Annotated in this window: 22 protein-coding genes; 1 reads left to right on the plus strand and 21 read right to left on the minus strand. The window is 60.3% G+C overall.

Annotated elements, in window-relative coordinates; translation table 11 throughout:
* Positions 1–84 precede the first annotated feature (84 nt).
* From LJX92_RS19850 to LJX92_RS19935, 18 genes are all read right to left on the minus strand, one after another.
* On the minus strand, positions 85–1,086 hold the full coding sequence (locus LJX92_RS19850; protein ID WP_005790510.1) for an ADP-ribosylglycohydrolase family protein: 1,002 nt from the start codon (positions 1,084–1,086) through the stop codon (positions 85–87).
* Positions 1,083–1,796: a GntR family transcriptional regulator gene (locus LJX92_RS19855; protein ID WP_228308857.1), complete on the minus strand. Its 714-nt coding sequence runs from the start codon at positions 1,794–1,796 to the stop codon at positions 1,083–1,085. Before LJX92_RS19855 ends, LJX92_RS19850 begins: the two co-directional genes overlap by 4 nt.
* A gap of 70 nt (positions 1,797–1,866) precedes the next feature.
* The gene (locus tag LJX92_RS19860) at positions 1,867–2,427 is read right to left on the minus strand and encodes a DUF1285 domain-containing protein (protein ID WP_032879868.1); all 561 of its coding nucleotides are present in this window, start codon (positions 2,425–2,427) and stop codon (positions 1,867–1,869) included.
* Between the two features lie 17 nt (positions 2,428–2,444).
* The gene (locus tag LJX92_RS19865) at positions 2,445–3,050 is read right to left on the minus strand and encodes a DUF4823 domain-containing protein (protein ID WP_005790515.1); all 606 of its coding nucleotides are present in this window, start codon (positions 3,048–3,050) and stop codon (positions 2,445–2,447) included.
* Between the two features lie 99 nt (positions 3,051–3,149).
* Positions 3,150–4,118, minus strand: a complete 969-nt coding sequence (locus LJX92_RS19870) for a GTP 3',8-cyclase MoaA (protein WP_228308858.1) — start codon at positions 4,116–4,118, stop codon at positions 3,150–3,152.
* Positions 4,119–4,257: 139 nt separating this feature from the next.
* Complete coding sequence (locus LJX92_RS19875; RefSeq protein WP_032879867.1) at positions 4,258–4,923, minus strand: TetR/AcrR family transcriptional regulator; 666 nt, start codon at positions 4,921–4,923, stop codon at positions 4,258–4,260.
* A 444-nt stretch (positions 4,924–5,367) separates the two neighbouring features.
* Positions 5,368–6,153 (minus strand): TatD family hydrolase, encoded by a 786-nt coding sequence (locus LJX92_RS19880; protein WP_005790519.1) that lies wholly within the window; start codon positions 6,151–6,153, stop codon positions 5,368–5,370.
* Between the two features lie 63 nt (positions 6,154–6,216).
* Positions 6,217–7,206, minus strand: coding sequence for a DNA polymerase III subunit delta' (locus LJX92_RS19885; RefSeq protein WP_032879865.1), 990 nt, complete (start codon positions 7,204–7,206; stop codon positions 6,217–6,219).
* On the minus strand, positions 7,199–7,831 hold the full coding sequence (gene tmk / locus LJX92_RS19890) for a dTMP kinase (RefSeq protein ID WP_228308859.1): 633 nt from the start codon (positions 7,829–7,831) through the stop codon (positions 7,199–7,201). The genes LJX92_RS19885 and tmk overlap by 8 nt, the downstream gene beginning before the upstream one ends.
* Before the next feature lie 19 nt (positions 7,832–7,850).
* On the minus strand, positions 7,851–8,972 hold the full coding sequence (gene mltG, locus LJX92_RS19895) for an endolytic transglycosylase MltG (RefSeq protein ID WP_032879863.1): 1,122 nt from the start codon (positions 8,970–8,972) through the stop codon (positions 7,851–7,853).
* A gap of 1 nt (position 8,973) precedes the next feature.
* Entirely contained in the window at positions 8,974–9,789 is an 816-nt protein-coding gene (pabC, locus tag LJX92_RS19900; protein ID WP_032879862.1) for an aminodeoxychorismate lyase, read from the minus strand.
* A complete protein-coding gene (gene fabF, locus LJX92_RS19905; RefSeq protein ID WP_005790527.1) occupies positions 9,789–11,033 on the minus strand; it encodes a beta-ketoacyl-ACP synthase II in 1,245 nt (414 codons plus the stop codon). The genes pabC and fabF overlap by 1 nt, the downstream gene beginning before the upstream one ends.
* 128 nt (positions 11,034–11,161) lie before the next feature.
* Entirely contained in the window at positions 11,162–11,398 is a 237-nt protein-coding gene (gene acpP, locus LJX92_RS19910; RefSeq protein WP_003175607.1) for an acyl carrier protein, read from the minus strand.
* Between the two features lie 191 nt (positions 11,399–11,589).
* Positions 11,590–12,333 (minus strand): 3-oxoacyl-ACP reductase FabG, encoded by a 744-nt coding sequence (gene fabG, locus LJX92_RS19915; RefSeq protein ID WP_005790544.1) that lies wholly within the window; start codon positions 12,331–12,333, stop codon positions 11,590–11,592.
* A 24-nt stretch (positions 12,334–12,357) separates the two neighbouring features.
* Positions 12,358–13,296, minus strand: a complete 939-nt coding sequence (gene fabD / locus LJX92_RS19920; RefSeq protein ID WP_032879861.1) for an ACP S-malonyltransferase — start codon at positions 13,294–13,296, stop codon at positions 12,358–12,360.
* 126 nt (positions 13,297–13,422) lie between these two features.
* Entirely contained in the window at positions 13,423–14,433 is a 1,011-nt protein-coding gene (gene plsX / locus LJX92_RS19925; RefSeq protein ID WP_228308860.1) for a phosphate acyltransferase PlsX, read from the minus strand.
* 4 nt (positions 14,434–14,437) lie between these two features.
* The gene (gene rpmF, locus LJX92_RS19930; RefSeq protein ID WP_003179396.1) at positions 14,438–14,620 is read right to left on the minus strand and encodes a 50S ribosomal protein L32; all 183 of its coding nucleotides are present in this window, start codon (positions 14,618–14,620) and stop codon (positions 14,438–14,440) included.
* 13 nt (positions 14,621–14,633) lie between these two features.
* Positions 14,634–15,164 carry a YceD family protein gene (locus tag LJX92_RS19935; protein ID WP_005790551.1) on the minus strand — a complete coding sequence of 177 codons (531 nt, stop codon included), beginning with the start codon at positions 15,162–15,164 and terminating at the stop codon, positions 14,634–14,636.
* A gap of 105 nt (positions 15,165–15,269) precedes the next feature.
* Between LJX92_RS19935 and LJX92_RS19940 the strand changes: the two genes are divergently transcribed.
* Positions 15,270–15,848 (plus strand): Maf family protein, encoded by a 579-nt coding sequence (locus LJX92_RS19940; protein WP_032879859.1) that lies wholly within the window; start codon positions 15,270–15,272, stop codon positions 15,846–15,848.
* Positions 15,849–15,920: 72 nt separating this feature from the next.
* Here the strand turns inward: LJX92_RS19940 and LJX92_RS19945 are convergent, their stop codons facing one another.
* Genes LJX92_RS19945 through rluC form a run of 3 tightly spaced genes read right to left on the minus strand, consistent with a single transcriptional unit; the run spans position 15,921 to position 18,534 of the window.
* Positions 15,921–16,904 (minus strand): S49 family peptidase, encoded by a 984-nt coding sequence (locus LJX92_RS19945; RefSeq protein ID WP_228308861.1) that lies wholly within the window; start codon positions 16,902–16,904, stop codon positions 15,921–15,923.
* Between the two features lie 21 nt (positions 16,905–16,925).
* Entirely contained in the window at positions 16,926–17,588 is a 663-nt protein-coding gene (locus LJX92_RS19950) for an HAD-IA family hydrolase (RefSeq protein ID WP_228308862.1), read from the minus strand.
* Positions 17,575–18,534 carry a 23S rRNA pseudouridine(955/2504/2580) synthase RluC gene (gene rluC, locus LJX92_RS19955; RefSeq protein ID WP_005790558.1) on the minus strand — a complete coding sequence of 320 codons (960 nt, stop codon included), beginning with the start codon at positions 18,532–18,534 and terminating at the stop codon, positions 17,575–17,577. Before rluC ends, LJX92_RS19950 begins: the two co-directional genes overlap by 14 nt.
* Positions 18,535–18,683 lie beyond the last annotated feature (149 nt).

The following is an 18,683-nucleotide window of genomic DNA, read 5'->3' on the forward strand; positions in this document are numbered from 1 at the left end:
TGCGATTGGGGTGTGTCAACCAGCCCAGCAGCCACTGGAAAACCGCTGTCGCAGGCAAGCCAGCTCCCACATTTAGTTCCGTGTTTATCGCAAGGCCAATAACGCTTGGACCAGCGGCTGCAAGTCCAGGCCATTGACCTGCTTGACCTGCTCGATCAGCGCCTCTGGCCAGCACTGCATCCCCAGGCACGCGCCGAGCATGGCCCCCAGGATCGCGGCGATCGTGTCGGTGTCGCCCCCCAGGCTGGCGGCCAGGCACAGTGCTTCGAAGGCATTCATATCGCCGGACGCGACTTGCTGCGCCAGGGCGAACGACACCACCACCGACTCCTGCGAGGCAACAGACGTCCCGATCAATTCGTAGAGCAAATCGGCAAACAGGGCCTTGTCATCGCTGCCGACACTCAGGGTGCGGGCCCAGCTGATGCGGGTGGAAATGCGTCCACCGGCCACCCAGTGGCCATGGCTTTCAGCCTGCTGGGCAATCTGAATGCCGATGTTCAAGGCTTCGCCGAGGTCCACGCCATTGATGCCGGCGGAGACCACCGCCGCCACGGCCGCGGCACTGGAGATACCCAGGCTGGTGTTATGGGTGACCTGGCAAGCCTGGATCACCGCCTGGATAAACGAGGCTGTCTCGCTGACATCGGCGGCGATGCCCACCGGGGTGATGCGCATGGCCGCACCATTGGTGGTGCCGTAGCGTCCGGACTCTTGCGGCGTATGGCCAGCAAGGATCATATCGATCGCCCGTTTGGTCGACGGCCCGAGCAGGTCCTGGGAACCCTTGGCGCGCATTCCCGCTTCCCAGTCGATCAGGCGCTGGGCAAGCACGGCAGGTTCGATCCGGCCTTGGCCTTGCACCAGCAACTCAGCGACCAGGATGGCCTGCTCGGTGTCATCGGTAATGGAACCGGCGGGCATGTTCGGTGCGATAGGCTGGTCGGCGTCGGCGTCTTCCAGGGCGGTGATGGTGCCGAAGCGCGCTTTCACCTGTTCGCGGCTCAAGGATTGTGTGGGCATACCCAGGGCGTCGCCCAGGGCCAAGCCGTAGAAGGCACCGAGTGCGCGGTCTTCCCGGGTCATTTGGCAGCTCCAAACTGCAGATGCAGGCGAAAGTGCAGCGGGTCGAGCAAACTTTCGACATGCTCCATGAAGCGTTCGCGACGGTCGTAGGTGGTGCGCGAAGCCTTGAGAAATACCGTGCCGGCAGCGCGCCCGAGCAATTGAGCATCTTCATCGCTCAGGGGCTCGGCGCCGATCCACTGGTCACCTTCGGCGCCCACATAACCGTAGGCCGCCAAGGTGATGGTCAGGGAATCATCGATCAGGCCAATGCGGGGCAGGCTTTCCAGGCCGCCCACTGCTGGCATCAACGAACGCTCCAGAGACACCGCAGCGCCATCGGCCGTGTTCCGGCGGCGATCCAGGGCAATAAATTGATCGGTGCCGAAACGGCTGAACAGGTCCGGGCGCATCACCGCTTCGAAACGCAGCACGTCGGTGCTCACCTGAGCCCCCGTGTCTGCCAGGGCCTGGGCCCAACCGCTGCGTTGGTCGAGGACCATGCCATCAAAGGTGACGATGGAGCCGACGCCACTCTGGGTGGCGATATAGTTACGGCGCTTGAGCTCGGCCAGCGCTTCGCGCAGCGTGCCACGGCTGACCGCAAACTCCTCGGCCAACTGGTGCTCACCTGGCAATAGCAAACCGTCGGCCATGACCCCACCTTCGATACGGCGGATGAGCTCGTCGACGACGCGTTTTTTCTTATCAAATCGAACATGTCTAATCATGTACAAATTGATAACCGAAAGCGGGCATTTACAGCAAGGAAATTATTTCAGGATGAAGGCAGAATCAGCCTCAGGGTTCCAGGCCGATGGGGAAAAACTCCCCTGCACTCCATACGCCAAGCCAGTTCTGACCGTTGATCGGACGAGTCACCGCCAGCTCCACCAATTGGTAGAACACGTTGCGATGCACGAGGGCTTCAAGGTTGGTGCGAACTCGCACGTAGGGTGCAGGTTCCTGGGTGACAGGGTCCGTCACCACCCGCAAGGGGTGTTCGAGGCCGGCCTCGACCTGCTCGTCGACGTTGGTGGTAAAGCGCAATACCTGGCTTTCGCCCTGCCCTTGCACGTCCAGGGTTACCGCCACAAATGGCGCATCATCGACGCTGATGCCGACTTTCTCTACCGGCGTCACCAGGAAATAATCATCGCCGTCTCGGCGCAGGATATTGGAAAACAGTTTGACCATCGGCTTTCGCCCGATAGGCGTGCCCTGGTAAAACCAGGTGCCGTCGCGGGCAATGCGCATGTCGATGTTGCCGCAAAAATCCGGATTCCACAGATGCACCGGTGCCGGCCCCTTGCCCTTGGGCAGTTGGGCCAATAGGTCATTGGCCTTGGCGGAATCGGTCATGGGGGTTCTCCTCAGGTCTACTGATTGCTCATGCCCAGCAAGCCTCGGGCGTATTGCGCCAGGGGGCGGGCAATCAGATCTTGTGGCGATGTGTCGTGGAACGTCAGTAAACCGCCACGACTGCGAATACGTGCAGTATCAATCAAATACTGGGTGCTGGTCTCGATCAACATGACCTGGATCACACCGCTGTCCAGCCCCAGGCGGTCCAGAGCTTGCTGGTCGGTCCACTCATCGGCATTGCCGATACGGTCATCGGCTGCCGCAAAACGGCAATACAGCAGGTAGTGAGCCCCCGCCTCGCGGGCTTCGGCCATGGCCTGCTCGAGACCTTCGGGTTGGCGGGCACGACGGACCATGGGGAAATATTCGACGAAACCGTTGAACGCTTCCTCGGCGACCACGTTGGGTCGCGGGTACGCGCTGCCCGGCGGCACGAAGGCGCCCTGGGCGATAAATACAAAGGAATCCGGCTGTATGCGCACCGAGGCCGTACGCCGGGTGTCGCTATGGTCCAGCAGCCCGGCATCGCTCATCTGATAGCGAGTGCCTTCGGCCATATCGCTGACGGTCATACAACCACTCAGGGCCAACGCCGCCAGCAGTAAAACCAGACTACGCATCCTAATCCTCCAGAAGCCGGTGACGGAAAACCGGCGAATGGGCGTGAGATGCAGGTTCTGCGCCAGCTTGAAGGACAACACATTGAGGCATGCGCGACCTTAGCCGCCAATGATCTTCATGATCGTCGCGCCGCCCGAAAACGCCACTTCCTGCTTGTCGCCCAGCGCCTTCATCAACAAGCCCTGCAAGGCCGGCAGTGCCTGGTGGCGCGGTTGATCAAGCAAGTCACCGACGTAGTGGCGATTGCTTGAGGACAAGCAACCATGCAGCCAGCCCGTGGAGGACAACCGCAACCGCGAACACGTACGACAGAACGGTACACTTTCGTTGGCGATCACGCCGAAGAAGCCTTTGCCCGGTACTTCGTAGCGTACGGCGGTAGCGTCAACGGGCGCGTTGGCTTGCAGGTATTCGTGGCGCTCACCGATCAGGCTGAGCAATTGCTGCAAGCTGACAAATTGCTGGAGGAACGCGTTGGAGTCTTTCGCCAGGTGCCCCATGCGCATCAATTCGATAAAGCGCAACTCGTAGCCACGCTCCAGGCAGTAATCGAGCAGAGGCATCACCTGATCCAGGTTCTGGCCACGCAATGGCACCATATTGACCTTGATCTTCATGCCGGCCGCGCTGGCCTGGTCCATGCCATCGAGCACGGTGGCCAGGTCGCCGCCACGGGCGATGCTGCGAAAGGCATCGGCATCCAGGGTATCGAGGGAGACATTGATACGCCGAATGCCGGCATCCACCAGCAACGGCAGTTTGCGCGCCAGCAATTGGCCGTTGGTCGTGAGGCTGATGTCGCTGAGGCCCATCTGCCCTACCGCGTCCATGAACGCTTCCAGCTTGGGGCTCACCAGCGGTTCGCCGCCAGTGATGCGCAGGCGTTCGATGCCCGCCGCTTCAATCAGGTAAGCCACGCCCCGGGCCATGGCCGCGGCCGAGAGTTCGTCCTGGGCAGCCACCAGCCGCTTGCCGTCAGGCACGCAGTAGGTACACGCGTAATTGCAGGCTGAGGTCAGGCTGATCCGCAAATTGCGAAAACGCCTGCCTTGACGATCAACGATCATGGATCACTCCGGCAGAAGATAATTCGGGCGCACTAAAAACTGACTCATAAATCAGCTTTTAGCAAGGTCCTTGCCTGAGTATATTCCTGGGTTAATACCCCTGGCAGTAAATCATTGCCCCATCACTGCAGCGAATAACTTACGTAGCCGGGGTCTCATCACCTTTTTCAGGGCCAGGCAGTTCAGTGCTGTGCTTGCGCTTGTTGCCCATGCGCACGCCGATGTCCATCAGGAACTGGAAGAAACCTTCCTGGTCCTCCAGCACATTGCTCCAGAACGGCGAGTGATACAGCGCCACGGCGCCATGCACCAGGGCCCAGGCGGCGCAGTAGTGGAAATACGGCGGCACGTCTTCAAGCTTGCCTTCACTGATGCGCCCCTTGATCAGCAGGGTCAGGCGTTCGAAGTTCGAGGCGCGGATCTTGTGCAGCTCCTCGACCATTTCCGGCACCTGGTGCCCCTTGACCACCTTCTCTTCCAGGCGGTCGAACAGGCGGTAGCGCTGCGGGTCACGCATACGGAACTCGAAGTAAGCGCGAGACAGCGCTTCCTTGTCCTTGTCGACATCGGCCGAGTGCAGCAGCTCGTTCAAGTCGCGCTCGTAGTCGAGCATCAGACGCAAGTAGATCTCGGCCTTGGATTTGAAGTGCTTGTAGATGGTGCCCTTGCCGATACCCACGGCATCCGCAATCATCTCTACCGTGACGCTGTCTTCGCCCTGTTCGAGGAATAACTTGAGTGCGGTGTCGAGAATTTCCTGCTCACGGCGGCGAAACTCACGGACCTTACGGGGTTCTTTGTGCATGAGGAAGAAGTCTGCAAAGGTCGGAATAGGGAGGGTTGCGCAGGGCCACAGATACGTGGCGATACGATTTACCCGATGCGAGGGATTATCCCGACTGAACGGTCGTTGGGCAATGTCTATGTGAACCCGCGATGCACTTAACTTTCAATACGCCAACGTTTTTATCGATATCAGTCAGAAATAGACGCACCACCTGAAGCTGCCCACCTGCTCAATGAGAACTCAAGCTAAGCGGGCGTATTCCAAATCTGTTTAAAAAACGATCAGATCTGACTGGACTGAATCGGATACTGATCAATACTTCAACTGTCGCCGCGACATCTCCCCCAAGTGACGCGACGACCTGGGTACCGACGGACTGCGTGCCCTTGTTTTACTCCTAATGGTCTTAGCCCGGATTCACCCCCCAGAACCCGGGTTTTTTTTGCCTGCGATTCAGCCGTGCTATCCGGCTACATGGGCCAACGGAAACAGGCGTTTGAAGTTTTCGGTGGTCTGCTCGGCGAAGCGCTCGTACGACTCGCCGCGCAGCATCGCCAAGTAATCGGCCACGTCACGCACATATTCAGGCAGGTTTGGCTTGCCGCGATGGGGGATAGGCGCCAGGTACGGCGAGTCGGTTTCCACCAGCAGGCGATCGGCTGGCACTTGGCGAGCCACGTCGCGCAGCGCGTCGGCGTTGCGAAAGGTGACGATACCCGACAGGGAAATATAGAACCCCAGGTCCAGAGCAGCCTTGGCCATGTCCCAATCTTCGGTAAAACAATGCAACACACCGGCCTGCGGCAGCGCAGCTTCGCGCAGCAAGGTCAGGGTATCGGCGCGGGCACCTCGGGTGTGGACGATCACCGGCTTGCCGGTCTGCCGGGCGGCTTGCAAGTGCAGGCGGAAAGAGGCCTGCTGCAACTCGGCGGCTTCAGGCTCGTAGTGGTAGTCCAGGCCGGTTTCGCCAATGGCCACCACCCGTGGATGGTTCAGTTCGCCCAATAGCCAATCCAGAGCCGGGGCTTCGCCGGGTTTGAGGTCCAGCGGGTGGATGCCCACCGAGCAATCCACATCGGCGTAGCGATCAGCCAGGGCTTTGACGTCACCGGCGTTTTCAGCGCTGACGCCGATGCACAGAAAGTGCCCTACCCCACGCTGGCGTGCAGCTTCAAGGGCGGCGTCGAGGGAACCGCCGTGCTGGGCAAGGTCAAGGCGATCAAGATGGCAATGGGAATCTACGAGCATAGGGAGTCAGGGCTTAATTCACGAAAAGGGTCTGGCCAACCATACACCTGTCGGCCCCGGAAATTAACGGCGCCCGAGCAGGCCAACCCACTGCACCAGCAGCGCCTCAAGCAACAGCACGCGGTTGAGGTTGGCCTTGCCGAGTACCTTCTGGCGCTGAGCAAGAATCCAGTCCTGGATGTTCAGCACTTTGTCCTGGGCACTTTTCTGCGCGAGGTATTGCACCACCTTGCGCATATCCGCCAGGCCAAGGCCGTTTTCATCCTGGGTCAGTTGGTAGCGCAGGATCAGGCTGGACCAGTCGCAGAACCAATCGAACAACAGCAGCAGGGGAATATCCTTCCAGGCGCTTTCGGCCAGTTGCGTGGCGGACAGCTCCTGCTTGAGCAGCTTCTTCACACCCTCCACAACCAGTGCTCGTTGCTCACGCACGCCCTGGGCTTGCAGCTTCACGGCTGCCAGGGGTGAACCGGCCGCCAGGGTCAACAACTCGACCCGTTCCTGCTCGGTGCACTCCGGCAACGCCTGCGCCAGCCATTGCAGGCTCATGGCCTCGCTCGGCAACGGGCACGCCTGCTGTACGCAGCGGCTGCGAATCGTCGGCAACAAACGGCTGGACTGATGGCTCACCAGCAAGAGCACGGTGTCGCCGGACGGTTCTTCAAGGCTTTTGAGCAAGGCGTTGGCGGCGTTGATGTTCATCGCCTCGACTGGCTCGATCAGCACCACTTTGCGCCCGCCCATCTGCGCGGTCTGCACTACGAAGCTGACGAGGTCGCGTACCTGGTCGACCTTGATCGCCTTGTCGGCTTCCTCGGGCTCCAGCACATAGTTGTCCGGGTGACTGCCAGCCTTGAGCAGCAGGCAGGATTTGCACTCGCCACACGCCTGCAGATTGACCGGGCGCTGGCACAACAGGCTAGCCATCAAGCGCTCGGCGAGGTGACGTTTACCGATGCCCACGGGCCCATGCAGCAAATAGGCATGGGCGTGCTGGGCACGACCGGCCAGTTGCTGCCACAGGCTGTCCTGCCACGGGTAGGACTCAGCCACGAGTGCGCTCCAGCAGAGTCGGCAACAGCGCATCAATGGCCTGTTGCACCTGGTTCAACGGCTGCGCCGCATCGAGCAGGTAATAACGCGCCGGCTCAGCCTTGGCGCGCTGCAGGAAAGCGCTGCGCACCGCGTCGAAAAATACCGGGCCTTCCAGTTCGAAACGATCCAGGCGACCGCGAGCGCTGGCGCGGGCCATGCCCACTTCCACGGGCAGATCGAACAGCAGGGTCAAATCCGGACGCACATCGCCCTGTACGAAGGTTTCAAGGGTGGCGATACGCTCTACTGACAAGCCTCGGCCACCGCCCTGGTAGGCGTAGGTGGAATCCGTGAACCGATCACAAATCACCACGGCGCCGCGTGCCAGCGCGGGGCGAATCACTTCGGCCAGGTGTTGGGCTCGGGCGGCAAATACCAGCAGCAGCTCGGTGTCCGGGTTCATTGGCTCATCACCCGGGGCCAACAGCACTTCGCGTATACGCTCGGCCAGCGGCGTACCGCCCGGCTCGCGGGTCAGCACCACTTCGACGCCCTGCGCACGCAGGCGCTCGGCCAGGTAGTCGCGGTTCGTGCTTTTACCGGCACCTTCCGGGCCTTCCAGGGTAATAAACAAGCCAGTCACAGGCAGTCCTTAGTCAGAGTCATTGCGGGCTTTGCGGCGCGGTACTGTCCGGCGCGGGCTCAATCGGTGCCTCGGCAGGTGCGGTTGCATCTTCCAGCGGTTTCACCACCGGCGCCGGGCTGGAGCGGTAATCGCCACGCCGCTTGAGCTGGAACTCGCGCACGGCGGCATTATGGGCATCCAGGTTATCCGAGAAAATATGGCTACCGTCGCCACGGGCGACAAAATACAGGCTGCTGCCCGGCACCGGGTTCAGCGCTGCATGGATCGCCTCGCGACCGACCATCGCAATAGGCGTGGGCGGCAGGCCGGCGATCATATAGGTGTTGTAGGGGTTGGCTTCCTTGAGGTGGGCGCGGGTCAACTTGCCGTTGTAGCGCTCACCCAGGCCGTAAATCACGGTGGGATCAGTCTGCAGCATCATGCCGATCTTCATGCGGCGCACGAACACACCGGCAATCTGCCCACGCTCTTGCGGCACGCCGGTCTCCTTTTCCACCAGGGACGCCATGATCAGTGCCTGATAAGGGTCGGTGTACGGCGCATCGTCGGCACGCTTGCTCCACTCCTGGGCGAGCACATCGTCCAGGCGGTTGTAGGCTTTTTTCAGGAATTCGACATCGGTCATGCCGCGTACAAAACGGTAGGTGTCAGGGAAGAAACGCCCTTCCGGAAACTCACCCGCATGGCCGAGCTTGTCCATCACTTCGCTGTCAGTCAGGCCAGGAAGGGTCTGAACGATTTTTTCATGCTTGGCCAGGGCGGTGCGCACCTGGCGGAAATTCCAGCCCTCCACCAGGGTCAGGCTGTATTGCACCACCTCGCCGCGCTGCCACAGGCCGATCAAGCCTTCGGCAGTGAGGCCGGGTGTCATGCGGTATTCGCCGCTGTGCAGTGGCTGGCCTTCAAGGTTGAAGCGCCAGTACAGGCGTAACCAGAATGCATCGTCGAGTACACCGTCGGCTTCCAGACGATTGAAAGTACCCGTCGGGGTAGCGCCAGCCGGCACGTCGAGCAACTGCTCCTGGGGCAGCTTCAGGGGCTGCTTGAGGGCAGAGTCGAGTTTCCAGGCCGAAAAGCCCACGAGCAACGCTGCCGAGACCAGGCTGATCTGCAGCAGTAACACCAGTTTTCGTATCAACTCAAATATCCAATAGCGCGCGAACAATACCCTGCAGTTTACGGGTGAGCGGCCCAACCGGCCAGCTCATCGCAGCGCATCCACGCACCGGCCAAATGCCATATACGCTGTTGCAGACAAAGACTTCATCGGCCTGCTGCAACTGCTCAATATTGATGTCGGCCACGACCACCGGGACGCCCAGCGCATGTGCCTGGGCCAGCAGTTCGGCGCGCATCACCCCGGCCACGCCGCAACGGGTCAGATCAGCGGTTAGTAACAAGCCGTTGCGCACCAGGAACAGGTTGCTGAACACGCCTTCGATCACCCGCCCGGACATATCCAGCATCAGGCCTTCGGCATGTTCGGTATCTTGCCATTCGGCACGGGCGATCACTTGCTCCAGGCGGTTGAGGTGCTTGAGACCGGCCAGCAGCGGCTGCTCAGCCAAGCGCGTGGTACAGGGGAACAGGCGGATGCCTTCGATTGCATGGGCGGGCGGGTAAATAGCGGGCGCACTGCCCTGCAAGATACGACGCACCGGGGCGCCAGGGTTGATGCCATAACCGCGCAGGCTGTCGCCACGGGTGAGGATCAACTTGAGGACACCGTCACCCAGCGCAGCGGCGAAGCCAAGCACTTCGTTGCGAATCAACCCGTGATCGGCCACCAGTGCCAAGCGCCTGCAACCCTCTTCCAGGCGTTGCAGGTGACGGTCGAGCAGCAACGGCTGCCCGGCCTTGACGGCGATGGTCTCGAATATCCCATCGCCATACGCCAGGCCACGATCTTTCAGGGGCACGCTGCCCGCCGGCTGACCGTCGACCCAGCTGTGCATCACTCGGCAAACCGGCGGAACACCAGGGAGCCGTTGGTGCCACCAAACCCGAACGAGTTGGAGATCACCACGTCGATCGGCATCGGTTGCGCTTCGTGGGGCACGAAGTTCAGGTCGCAGCCTTCGTCCGGCTCATCAAGGTTGATGGTCGGCGGAGCGACCTGATCCTTGATCGCCATTACACTGAAGATCGCCTCGACCGCGCCCGCCGCACCCAACAGGTGGCCGGTCATGGACTTGGTGGAACTGACCGCCAGCTTGTAGGCATGTTCACCGAACACCGACTTGATGGCTTCGGCTTCCGCCAGGTCGCCGGTCGGCGTCGAAGTACCATGGGCGTTGATGTACTGCACCTGGTCAGGGTTGACCTTCGCATCGCGCAGTGCATTGGTGATGCAGCGCGCAGCACCGGCACCGTCGGACGGTGGCGACGTCATGTGATAGGCATCGCCGCTCATGCCAAAGCCGATCAACTCGGCGTAGATGGTGGCGCCACGCGCCTTGGCGTGCTCCAACTCTTCCAGCACCAGGGCACCGGCGCCGTCAGACAGCACGAAGCCATCACGGCCCTTGTCCCACGGACGGCTGGCTCGGGTGGGCTCGTCATTGCGGGTCGACAACGCACGGGATGCACCGAAGCCACCCATGCCCAGGCCGCAGGCGGCCATTTCAGCGCCACCGGCGATCATCACATCCGCTTCGTCATAAGCGATGTTGCGCGCCGCCATGCCGATGCAGTGGGTGCCCGTGGTGCACGCCGTTGCGATGGCGTAGTTAGGCCCTTGTGCACCCAGGTGGATGGACAGGAAGCCGGAAATCATATTGATGATCGAGCCGGGCACGAAGAACGGTGAAATTCGACGCGGGCCGGAATCGTGCAGCGTGCGGCTGGTTTCTTCGATATTGGTCAAACCGCCAATCCCCGAACCCATGGCCACGCCGATGCGGTCACGGTTGGCGTCGGTGACTTCCAGGCCGGCGTTGCGCACCGCCTGAAAACCGGCTGCCAAGCCGTATTGAATGAACAGGTCGAGCTTGCGGGATTCTTTGATCGAGAGATATTCCTCGACATTGAAGCCCTTTACCGAGCCGCCAAAACGGGTGGAATAGGCAGAAAGGTCCGTGTGTTCGATCAGACCAATACCACTGCGGCCAGCCAGAATGCCCTGCCAACTGCTCGGCACATCCGTACCCAGTGGCGACAACATACCCATACCGGTGACTACGACGCGTCTACGCGACACAGCACTCTCCTTTTTCTAATGACGACACTTCGATTCGCAGCTTACTTTTCATCACCGCCTAAAGAAAAAACCGCACGCCGTTACAGCAGTGCGGTTTTTCCCTGACAGCAAGCGACGACTACAAACTATTACGCCTGGTGGCTGGTAACGTAGTCGATGGCAGCTTGAACAGTAGTGATTTTTTCAGCTTCTTCGTCCGGGATTTCGGTCTCGAATTCCTCTTCCAGAGCCATCACCAGCTCAACGGTGTCAAGGGAATCGGCACCCAAGTCTTCTACGAAGGAAGCAGTGTTGACCACTTCTTCTTCCTTAACGCCCAGTTGCTCGGCAACGATTTTCTTGACGCGCTCTTCGATGGTGCTCATACCTTGTTTAACTCCTAATGGACAAATTCAGGCAGCTGGCCAGTGGGTAAGTGTATAGAAAGCCATTTCAGCTTTTCAACTGAAAGCTTCACCCTGTACCCGGTCGGCCACCTGCCTATAAATTAAGTTGCAGCTTTATAACGGATTTTAGACAGCTCGTATGACATTTTTTTGAAGCGATCCGTCACAATTTAACTCATGTACATCCCGCCGTTCACCGGGATTGTAGCCCCAGTCACGTATGCCGCACCGTCGGATGCCAGGAAAGTGACCACATTCGCGATCTCTTGAGCCTGGCCCAGACGGCCCAGCGGAATCTGCGTCAGCAACGCTTCACGCTGTGCTTCCGGCAGTTCGCGGGTCATATCGGTGTCGATGAACCCTGGGGCCACCGAGTTGACCGTAATCGACCGCGAACCGACTTCACGTGCCAGTGCACGGCTGAAACCTTCCAGACCGGCCTTGGCGGAAGCGTAGTTTACTTGGCCTGCGTTGCCCATGGCACCCACTACGGAGCCAATATTGATAATTCGGCCCCAACGCGCCTTGGTCATGCCGCGCAAAACACCCTTGGACAGGCGGAACAGACTGTTCAGGTTGGTATCGACCACGTCGTACCACTCGTCGTCTTTCATGCGCATCATCAGGTTGTCACGGGTGATACCGGCGTTGTTCACCAGAATCGCCGGCGCACCGAACTGTGCAGTGATCTCGGCCAATACGGCAGCCACGGACTCATCGCTGGTCACATTCAGCTCAAGGCCGGTACCCTGCACGCCGTTTTCCTTCAGGGTCGCGGCGATACGCTCGGCGCCCGAGGCGGAAGTGGCGGTGCCGATCACAACGGCGCCCTGACGGCCCAGCTCCAGGGCGATGGCCTGGCCAATGCCACGGCTAGCGCCGGTAACCAGTGCAACTTTACCTTGCAGACTCATGCAGGCTTCTCCTAAGTACGGGATTCAGGCCAGTGCCGCGCGAGCGGCAGCGAAGGCTTCAGGGGTATTGAGGTTGGCGGTCGACACACCGTCGGCGCAGCGCTTGTTCAGGCCGGCCAGGACTTTGCCCGGGCCGCACTCGACCAACTCGTTGGCGCCGTTGGCAGCCAGGGTCTGGACCGATTCAACCCAGCGCACCGGCTTGTACAGTTGCTCCAGCAGGTCGCGCTTGAGGGTGTCGAGGTCGGCAGCCACGGCCGCGCTGACGTTCTGCACCAGCGGGATCTGCGGCGCCTGCCAGTTGATGGCCGCGATAGACTCGGCAAAGCGCTCGGCAGCCGGGCGCATCAGTTCGCAGTGGGACGGCACGCTCACCGGCAACGGCAGTGCACGCTTGGCACCCCGGGCCTTGCAGCCTTCGATGGCGCGCTCAACAGCCGCCTTGGCGCCGGCGATCACCACCTGCCCCGGGGAGTTGAAGTTCACCGCGCTGACCACCTCACCTTGCGCCGCTTCGGCGCAGGCCTCGATTACCACCGCATCATCCAGGCCCAGGATCGCGGCCATGCCGCCCTGCCCGGCCGGAACGGCTTCTTGCATCAACTGGCCACGACGCTCGACCAGCTTGACCGCTTCACCAAGGGTCAGACTGCCCGCCGCCACCAGGGCGCTGTATTCGCCCAGGCTGTGCCCGGCAACAAATGCCGGACGCGCCCCACCTTCTGCCAGCCACAAGCGCCACAGGGCGATCGAAGCGGTCAGAATGGCCGGCTGGGTTTTATCGGTTTGATTGAGCTGCTCTTCCGGCCCCTGCTGGGTCAGCGCCCACAGGTCGTAACCCAGGGCATCGGAAGCTTCCTTGAAGGTATCCAGGACCAGCGGGTATTGCGCGCCCAGCTCGGCCAACATGCCGAGGGACTGCGAACCCTGCCCTGGAAAGACGAATGCGAGGGATGTAGACATGTAACAAGCCCCTAATGATCTGGTCGTCAAAAATGCGCACTCCAACGGTGGGAGCGCGCGAAACTGACAGATTGGATGGTCAATTGAACTGGCCGGTCACATTTAAGCACTCCCGGACCAATTCGCCTAAGGCAACAGATCCTCAAGACGGCCGTGCAGGCGTTGCGGCAGGTTTTCCTGTATCTCGATCAACGCCCGCGCAATCGCACTTTGAAACCCCTGCACGCCGGCCGAGCCGTGGCTTTTGACCACAATGCCCTGCAAGCCGAGAAAGCTCGCTCCGTTGTGCCGTGCCGGTGCCAGGTCGGCCTGCAAGCGGCGCATCAACGGCAGCGCCAGAGCACCGACCATGCGCGATACCAGGCTCTGCTTGAACAAGGCTTCGATACGCGTGGCAATCATGGTTGCCAAGCCCTCGCTCGACTTGAGCAGGATGTTGCCGACAAACCCGTCACACACCACCACGTCGGCTTCACCACGGTACAAGCCGTCACCTTCGACAAAACCTATGTAGTTCAAGCCCGGCGCGCCTTGCAACAACGTGGCGGCCAGCTTGACCTGCTGGTTGCCCTTGATGTCCTCGGTGCCGATATTCAGCAGGGCGACCCTTGGCCGGGCTACGCCCAGCGCTTCAGCGGCCACCGAGCCCATCACGGCGAACTGCAACAGGTGCTCGGCACTGCAATCGACATTGGCGCCCAGGTCCAGCAACTGGCAATAGCCCTTCTGCGTCGGGATCGCCGCCACCATCGCCGGGCGGTCGATACCCGGCAAGGTCTTGAGCAAATGCCGCGACAAGGCCATCAACGCCCCTGTATTACCGGCACTGACACAGGCTTGCACCTTGCCATCACGCAGCAGCTCAAGAGCCACACGCATTGAAGAGTCGGGCTTGCCGCGCAAGGCTGCGGCCGGCTTTTCATCCATGCTGATGGTTTCGCTGGCGGGCGTAATGGTCAGGCGCGCACGATCCACCGCCGGATGGCTGGCAATCAGTTCTTCAAGAAGGGTAGGTTGACCGACGAGGGTCAGGTGCAGCGAGGGCGTAGCAGACAGGCTGGCAATGCAGGCCTGAACAATGCTGCGGGGACCGAAGTCCCCGCCCATTGCGTCAATCGCGATGACTTGGGCAGACAAGTGATTACTCGTCAGCGCCCTTGTCGATCACTTTACGGCCACGGTATACGCCTTCTGGCGATACGTGGTGACGCAGGTGAACTTCACCAGTGGTCTTTTCCACGGACAGGGTGCTAGCCTCGAGAGCGTCGTGCGAACGGCGCATGTCACGGGCGGAGCGGGATTTTTTGTTCTGCTGAACAGCCATAATTGATTAACTCCTAAACGTTTGGGTCACGCTTTAACTGCGCCAATACACTGAACGGGTTGGACCGCGTTACCTCGTCCTCGCTCGGCTCGGCCTCGTCATCGAGACCCTCCGGCTGCTGGCATTCTTCCGGATGATGAGCAGGCACAATGGGCAAGGCGAGCAAAAGCTCCTCCTCGATCAGTGCATGCAGATCCAATGGATCTTCGCCCAGTTCCAGCACGTCATAACCTTTCGGCAACGACTGGGTATTCGCACCCTCTTTCACCACAGCATAACTGCATTCGCTGTGGATCGGCAGGGTGACCAGCTCAAGACAACGCTGGCAAACCATTTTGACTTCGGTGTCGATAAAGCTGTGGATTACCACAGACTTACGTTCATCTCGTTCAAAAACGAATTTAGCCTGCACCGTACCGACAGTGTCGGAAAGCGGGTCGCAGAGTCTCTCCAAATCGGCCAGCAGCACTTCACCTTGAAGGGTGGTGCCACGATCAGCCAATTTGCGCGGGTCAACGTGAGGTGGAATCGGGTCATTCAACATAGGCGCAGCATTATAGGGATGCACCCAGCCATGTCAAAGGAAATTCAGCCCTGTGCGTCAGCCGGTCGCGTCGCTAGAATCGGTGACTGCCTTGAGGAGACGTATATGCTGCCTTTATTACTCGCGTCCAGCTCGGTTTATCGCCGGGAATTACTGAGCCGCCTGCACCTGCCTTTCACCTGCAGCTCGCCGGATATCGACGAAAGCCACCGCCCGGACGAATCCGCCATCGAACTGGTAAAGCGCCTGGCCGAAGAAAAAGCCCGCGCCCTCGCCGCCAGCCATCCTGGCCATTTAATCATTGGCTCTGACCAGGTCGCTGCACTGGAAGGCCGGATCATCGGCAAGCCTCACACCTTTGAAAACGCCCGCGAACAGTTGTTGGCGGCCAGTGGCAAGCGTGTGAGCTTTCTTACCGGGCTGGCACTACTCAACAGCAACACAGGGCATTGCCAGGTCGACTGCGTGCCTTTCACGGTAACCATGCGCGAGCTGGATGCAGAGCGTATTGAGCGCTACCTGCGGATCGAGCAGCCCTATGACTGCGCGGGCAGCTTCAAGGCCGAGGGGCTGGGCGTGAGCCTGTTCCAAAGCACCGAAGGGCCGGATGCGACCAGCCTTGTCGGGCTGCCGCTGATTCGGCTGGTGGATATGCTGCTCGCTGAGGGCGTGCAAATCCCTTAAATACACCACCGGCCAAATGTGGGAGGGAGAAAGCCCCCCTCCCACCTTTTGATCTACAGCAGGCTCGGGGTATCAGCGTAGCGTCGGGCCTTGGAAGCCCATGTACAGCGCAAGCTTCTCAGCCACGCTGGCGCCGAGCTTTTTGGAGAAGCGATCAAACGGCGATTCCTCGACCGTAAAATCCACCAACTCCTTCTCGCCAACCACATCCCGCGCCACCGAGCTGGCACTACCCAATCCGTCAATCAAGCCCAGCGGCAATGCCTGCTCGCCCGACCACACCAACCCGGAGAACAACTCCGGATGATCCTTATCCTTCAACCGGTCACCACGGCCCTGCTTGACGCTGGCAATGAACTGGCGATGAGTGGTATCGAGCACGCTCTGCCAAAACGCGGTTTCATCCGCCTTTTGCGGCTGGAAAGGATCCAGGAACGCCTTGTGCTCACCCGAGGTGTAGGTGCGACGCTCCACCCCCAGCTTCTCCATGGTGCCGACAAAACCGTAACCGGCCGCCGTCACACCAATGGAGCCCACCAGGCTGGCCTTATCGGCATAGATCTGGTCAGCGGCACTGGCGATGTAATAAGCCCCCGAGGCGCCCAGGTCGGAAATTACCGCGTAGAGCTTGGTATCCGGATGGAGTGCGCGCAGCCGGCGAATCTCGTCATACACATAGCCCGACTGCACAGGGCTGCCGCCAGGACTGTTGATACGCAGGATCACGCCCTTGACCTTGGGGTCTTCGAAGGCGGCGCGCAGGCTGGTGACGATATTGTCGGCACTCGCGGGCTCGTTGTCGGCAATCACACCGCGCACCTCAATCAGGGCGGTGTAGTGACTACCGCGGGTAGCGCTTTTTTCCATATCCATCAGCGGACTGAACAGCGCCAGCATCCCAAGCAGATAAACAAAGGTCAGCAGCTTGAAAAAAATCCCCCAGCGCCGCGAACGACGCTGTTCCTGGACACTGGCCAGGAGGGTCTTCTCCAGCAGCTTCCAGCTTTTATCATCACTGCTTTCGGCCTTTTCGGGCGCTTTCCACTCGTCACTCATGCCATCAACCCCAGCAAAGACTTATCGGGCCCGGCTGAGCCAGGCCTGCAATTCAGAAAAATGATCAATCGTGAGCCTCGGCTCGTATTGCTGCAACGCCTCGGCAGCCTGGGCGCCATAGCTGACCGCCACGCTGTCCATGCCAGCATTGCGCGCCATCATCAGGTCGAAAGACGCATCACCCACCATCAATGCCTGGCGCGGCGATACACCGCAATGATCCAGGATCTGCTCCAGCATCAGAGGATGGGGCTTGCTGGCGGTTTCATCAGCCGCACGGGTAATGTCGAAATAGTCTTCCCAGCCATGCGCCTTGAGCACCCGATCCAGCCCGCGACGGGCTTTTCCGGTGGCGACCGCCAGCTGATAGCCCTCGGCACACAAGGCCTCCAGCGACTGCACCACACCGTCGAACAGCGGCGAAGGCTCGGCCTCCAGCGCAATGTAGTGATCGGCATAGTGCTCGCGGAACGCTATCAGCTCGTCGTCGGCAATTTGCGGGTAAAGCGTGCGGATTGCTTCAGGCAAGCCCAGGCCAATGATGCCCTTGACCGCGATGTCGCTGCACAACTCAAAACCCGAGCGAGTCGAAGCCATATGCATCGACTCGACAATCCGACCAATGGAATCGCACAGCGTCCCATCCCAATCGAAGATCAGCAGTTTGTAGTCAGGGTGCGACACTCAAACGCTCCACGGTCTTGGCCCACATCTCGTCGACCGGCGCCTGCAATTTCAGCTCGCCACCATCGGGCAGCGGCACAGTGAGCATGTAGGCGTGCAGGAACAGACGTTTACCGCCCAGATCGCGGATCTCCTTGGAGAAACCTTCATCACCGTACTTGGTGTCACCGGCAATGCAGTGCCCTGCGTGCAGGGTGTGCACGCGTATCTGGTGAGTACGACCAGTGACCGGTTTGGCTTCGACCATGGTGGCGAAGTCGCCGAAGCGGCGCAGTACCTTGAACAGGGTCAGGGCTTCTTTGCCCTCCTCGTCCACCTCGACCATACGCTCACCGGAACGCAGGTTGCTCTTTTGCAGCGGTGCACGAACGCTCTTGATCGAGCTGGCCCAATTGCCACGCACCAGCGCCATGTAGCGCTTGTCCACACCGTCGCCACGCAGGGCGGTGTGCAGGTGGCGCAACATGCTGCGCTTCTTGGCGATCATCAACAGGCCGGAGGTGTCACGGTCCAGGCGATGGACCAGCTCCAGCTCCTTGGCATCCGGGCGCAACTGGCGAAAGGCTTCGATCACGCCGAAGTTCAGGCCACTGCCGCCGTGAACTGCGATGCCGCACGGCTTGTTTATCACGATCAGTTTGTTGTCTTCGAAGACAATCGAGGCTTCCAGGCGCTGCAACAGCCCCTGGGCCAAGGGCACAGGCTCGTCGCGCTCAGGCACGCGCACGGGCGGCACACGGACGATATCGCCCGCCTGCAACTTGTACTCAGGCTTGATCCGCCCCTTGTTCACGCGCACTTCGCCTTTACGCAAAATGCGGTAAATCAAGGTCTTGGGCACGCCTTTGAGCCGGGCCAGGAGAAAATTGTCGATGCGTTGGCCGGCATATTCCGGCGAGACCTCAAGCAGCTGGACGCTGGGGGTCGGGGGGGTGGTAGTCGTCATGGCCGCGATGATAACAATTTTTTATGGAATTGAAGCACTTAATCATTGCTGCTATAGTCGCGAACGCCGCCAAAAGCGGCCTGGGCAGAGGACATGCGGCAAATTGCCGGCCCTGACCATCGCAATTCATCAGGACGCGAGGCCGTCCT

Origin of the sequence: Pseudomonas sp. HN8-3 (assembly GCF_020790195.1) — a bacterium.
Taxonomy (GTDB): Bacteria; Pseudomonadota; Gammaproteobacteria; order Pseudomonadales; family Pseudomonadaceae; genus Aquipseudomonas; species Aquipseudomonas synxantha_A.

Bases quoted from the DNA above. Each gene is read 5' to 3' on its own strand.
- LJX92_RS19850 (WP_005790510.1), bottom strand. From the start codon at position 1,086: ATGACCCGGGAAGACCGCGCACTCGGTGCCTTCTACGGCTTGGCCCTG.
- LJX92_RS19855 (WP_228308857.1), bottom strand. From the start codon at position 1,796: ATGATTAGACATGTTCGATTTGATAAGAAAAAACGCGTCGTCGACGAG.
- LJX92_RS19860 (WP_032879868.1), bottom strand. From the start codon at position 2,427: ATGACCGATTCCGCCAAGGCCAATGACCTATTGGCCCAACTGCCCAAG.
- LJX92_RS19865 (WP_005790515.1), bottom strand. From the start codon at position 3,050: ATGCGTAGTCTGGTTTTACTGCTGGCGGCGTTGGCCCTGAGTGGTTGT.
- LJX92_RS19870 (WP_228308858.1), bottom strand. From the start codon at position 4,118: ATGATCGTTGATCGTCAAGGCAGGCGTTTTCGCAATTTGCGGATCAGC.
- LJX92_RS19875 (WP_032879867.1), bottom strand. From the start codon at position 4,923: ATGCACAAAGAACCCCGTAAGGTCCGTGAGTTTCGCCGCCGTGAGCAG.
- LJX92_RS19880 (WP_005790519.1), bottom strand. From the start codon at position 6,153: ATGCTCGTAGATTCCCATTGCCATCTTGATCGCCTTGACCTTGCCCAG.
- pabC (WP_032879862.1), bottom strand. From the start codon at position 9,789: ATGCACAGCTGGGTCGACGGTCAGCCGGCGGGCAGCGTGCCCCTGAAA.
- acpP (WP_003175607.1), bottom strand. From the start codon at position 11,398: ATGAGCACCATCGAAGAGCGCGTCAAGAAAATCGTTGCCGAGCAACTG.
- fabG (WP_005790544.1), bottom strand. From the start codon at position 12,333: ATGAGTCTGCAAGGTAAAGTTGCACTGGTTACCGGCGCTAGCCGTGGC.
- fabD (WP_032879861.1), bottom strand. From the start codon at position 13,296: ATGTCTACATCCCTCGCATTCGTCTTTCCAGGGCAGGGTTCGCAGTCC.
- rpmF (WP_003179396.1), bottom strand. From the start codon at position 14,620: ATGGCTGTTCAGCAGAACAAAAAATCCCGCTCCGCCCGTGACATGCGC.
- LJX92_RS19935 (WP_005790551.1), bottom strand. From the start codon at position 15,164: ATGTTGAATGACCCGATTCCACCTCACGTTGACCCGCGCAAATTGGCT.
- LJX92_RS19940 (WP_032879859.1), top strand. From the start codon at position 15,270: ATGCTGCCTTTATTACTCGCGTCCAGCTCGGTTTATCGCCGGGAATTA.
- LJX92_RS19945 (WP_228308861.1), bottom strand. From the start codon at position 16,904: ATGAGTGACGAGTGGAAAGCGCCCGAAAAGGCCGAAAGCAGTGATGAT.
- rluC (WP_005790558.1), bottom strand. From the start codon at position 18,534: ATGACGACTACCACCCCCCCGACCCCCAGCGTCCAGCTGCTTGAGGTC.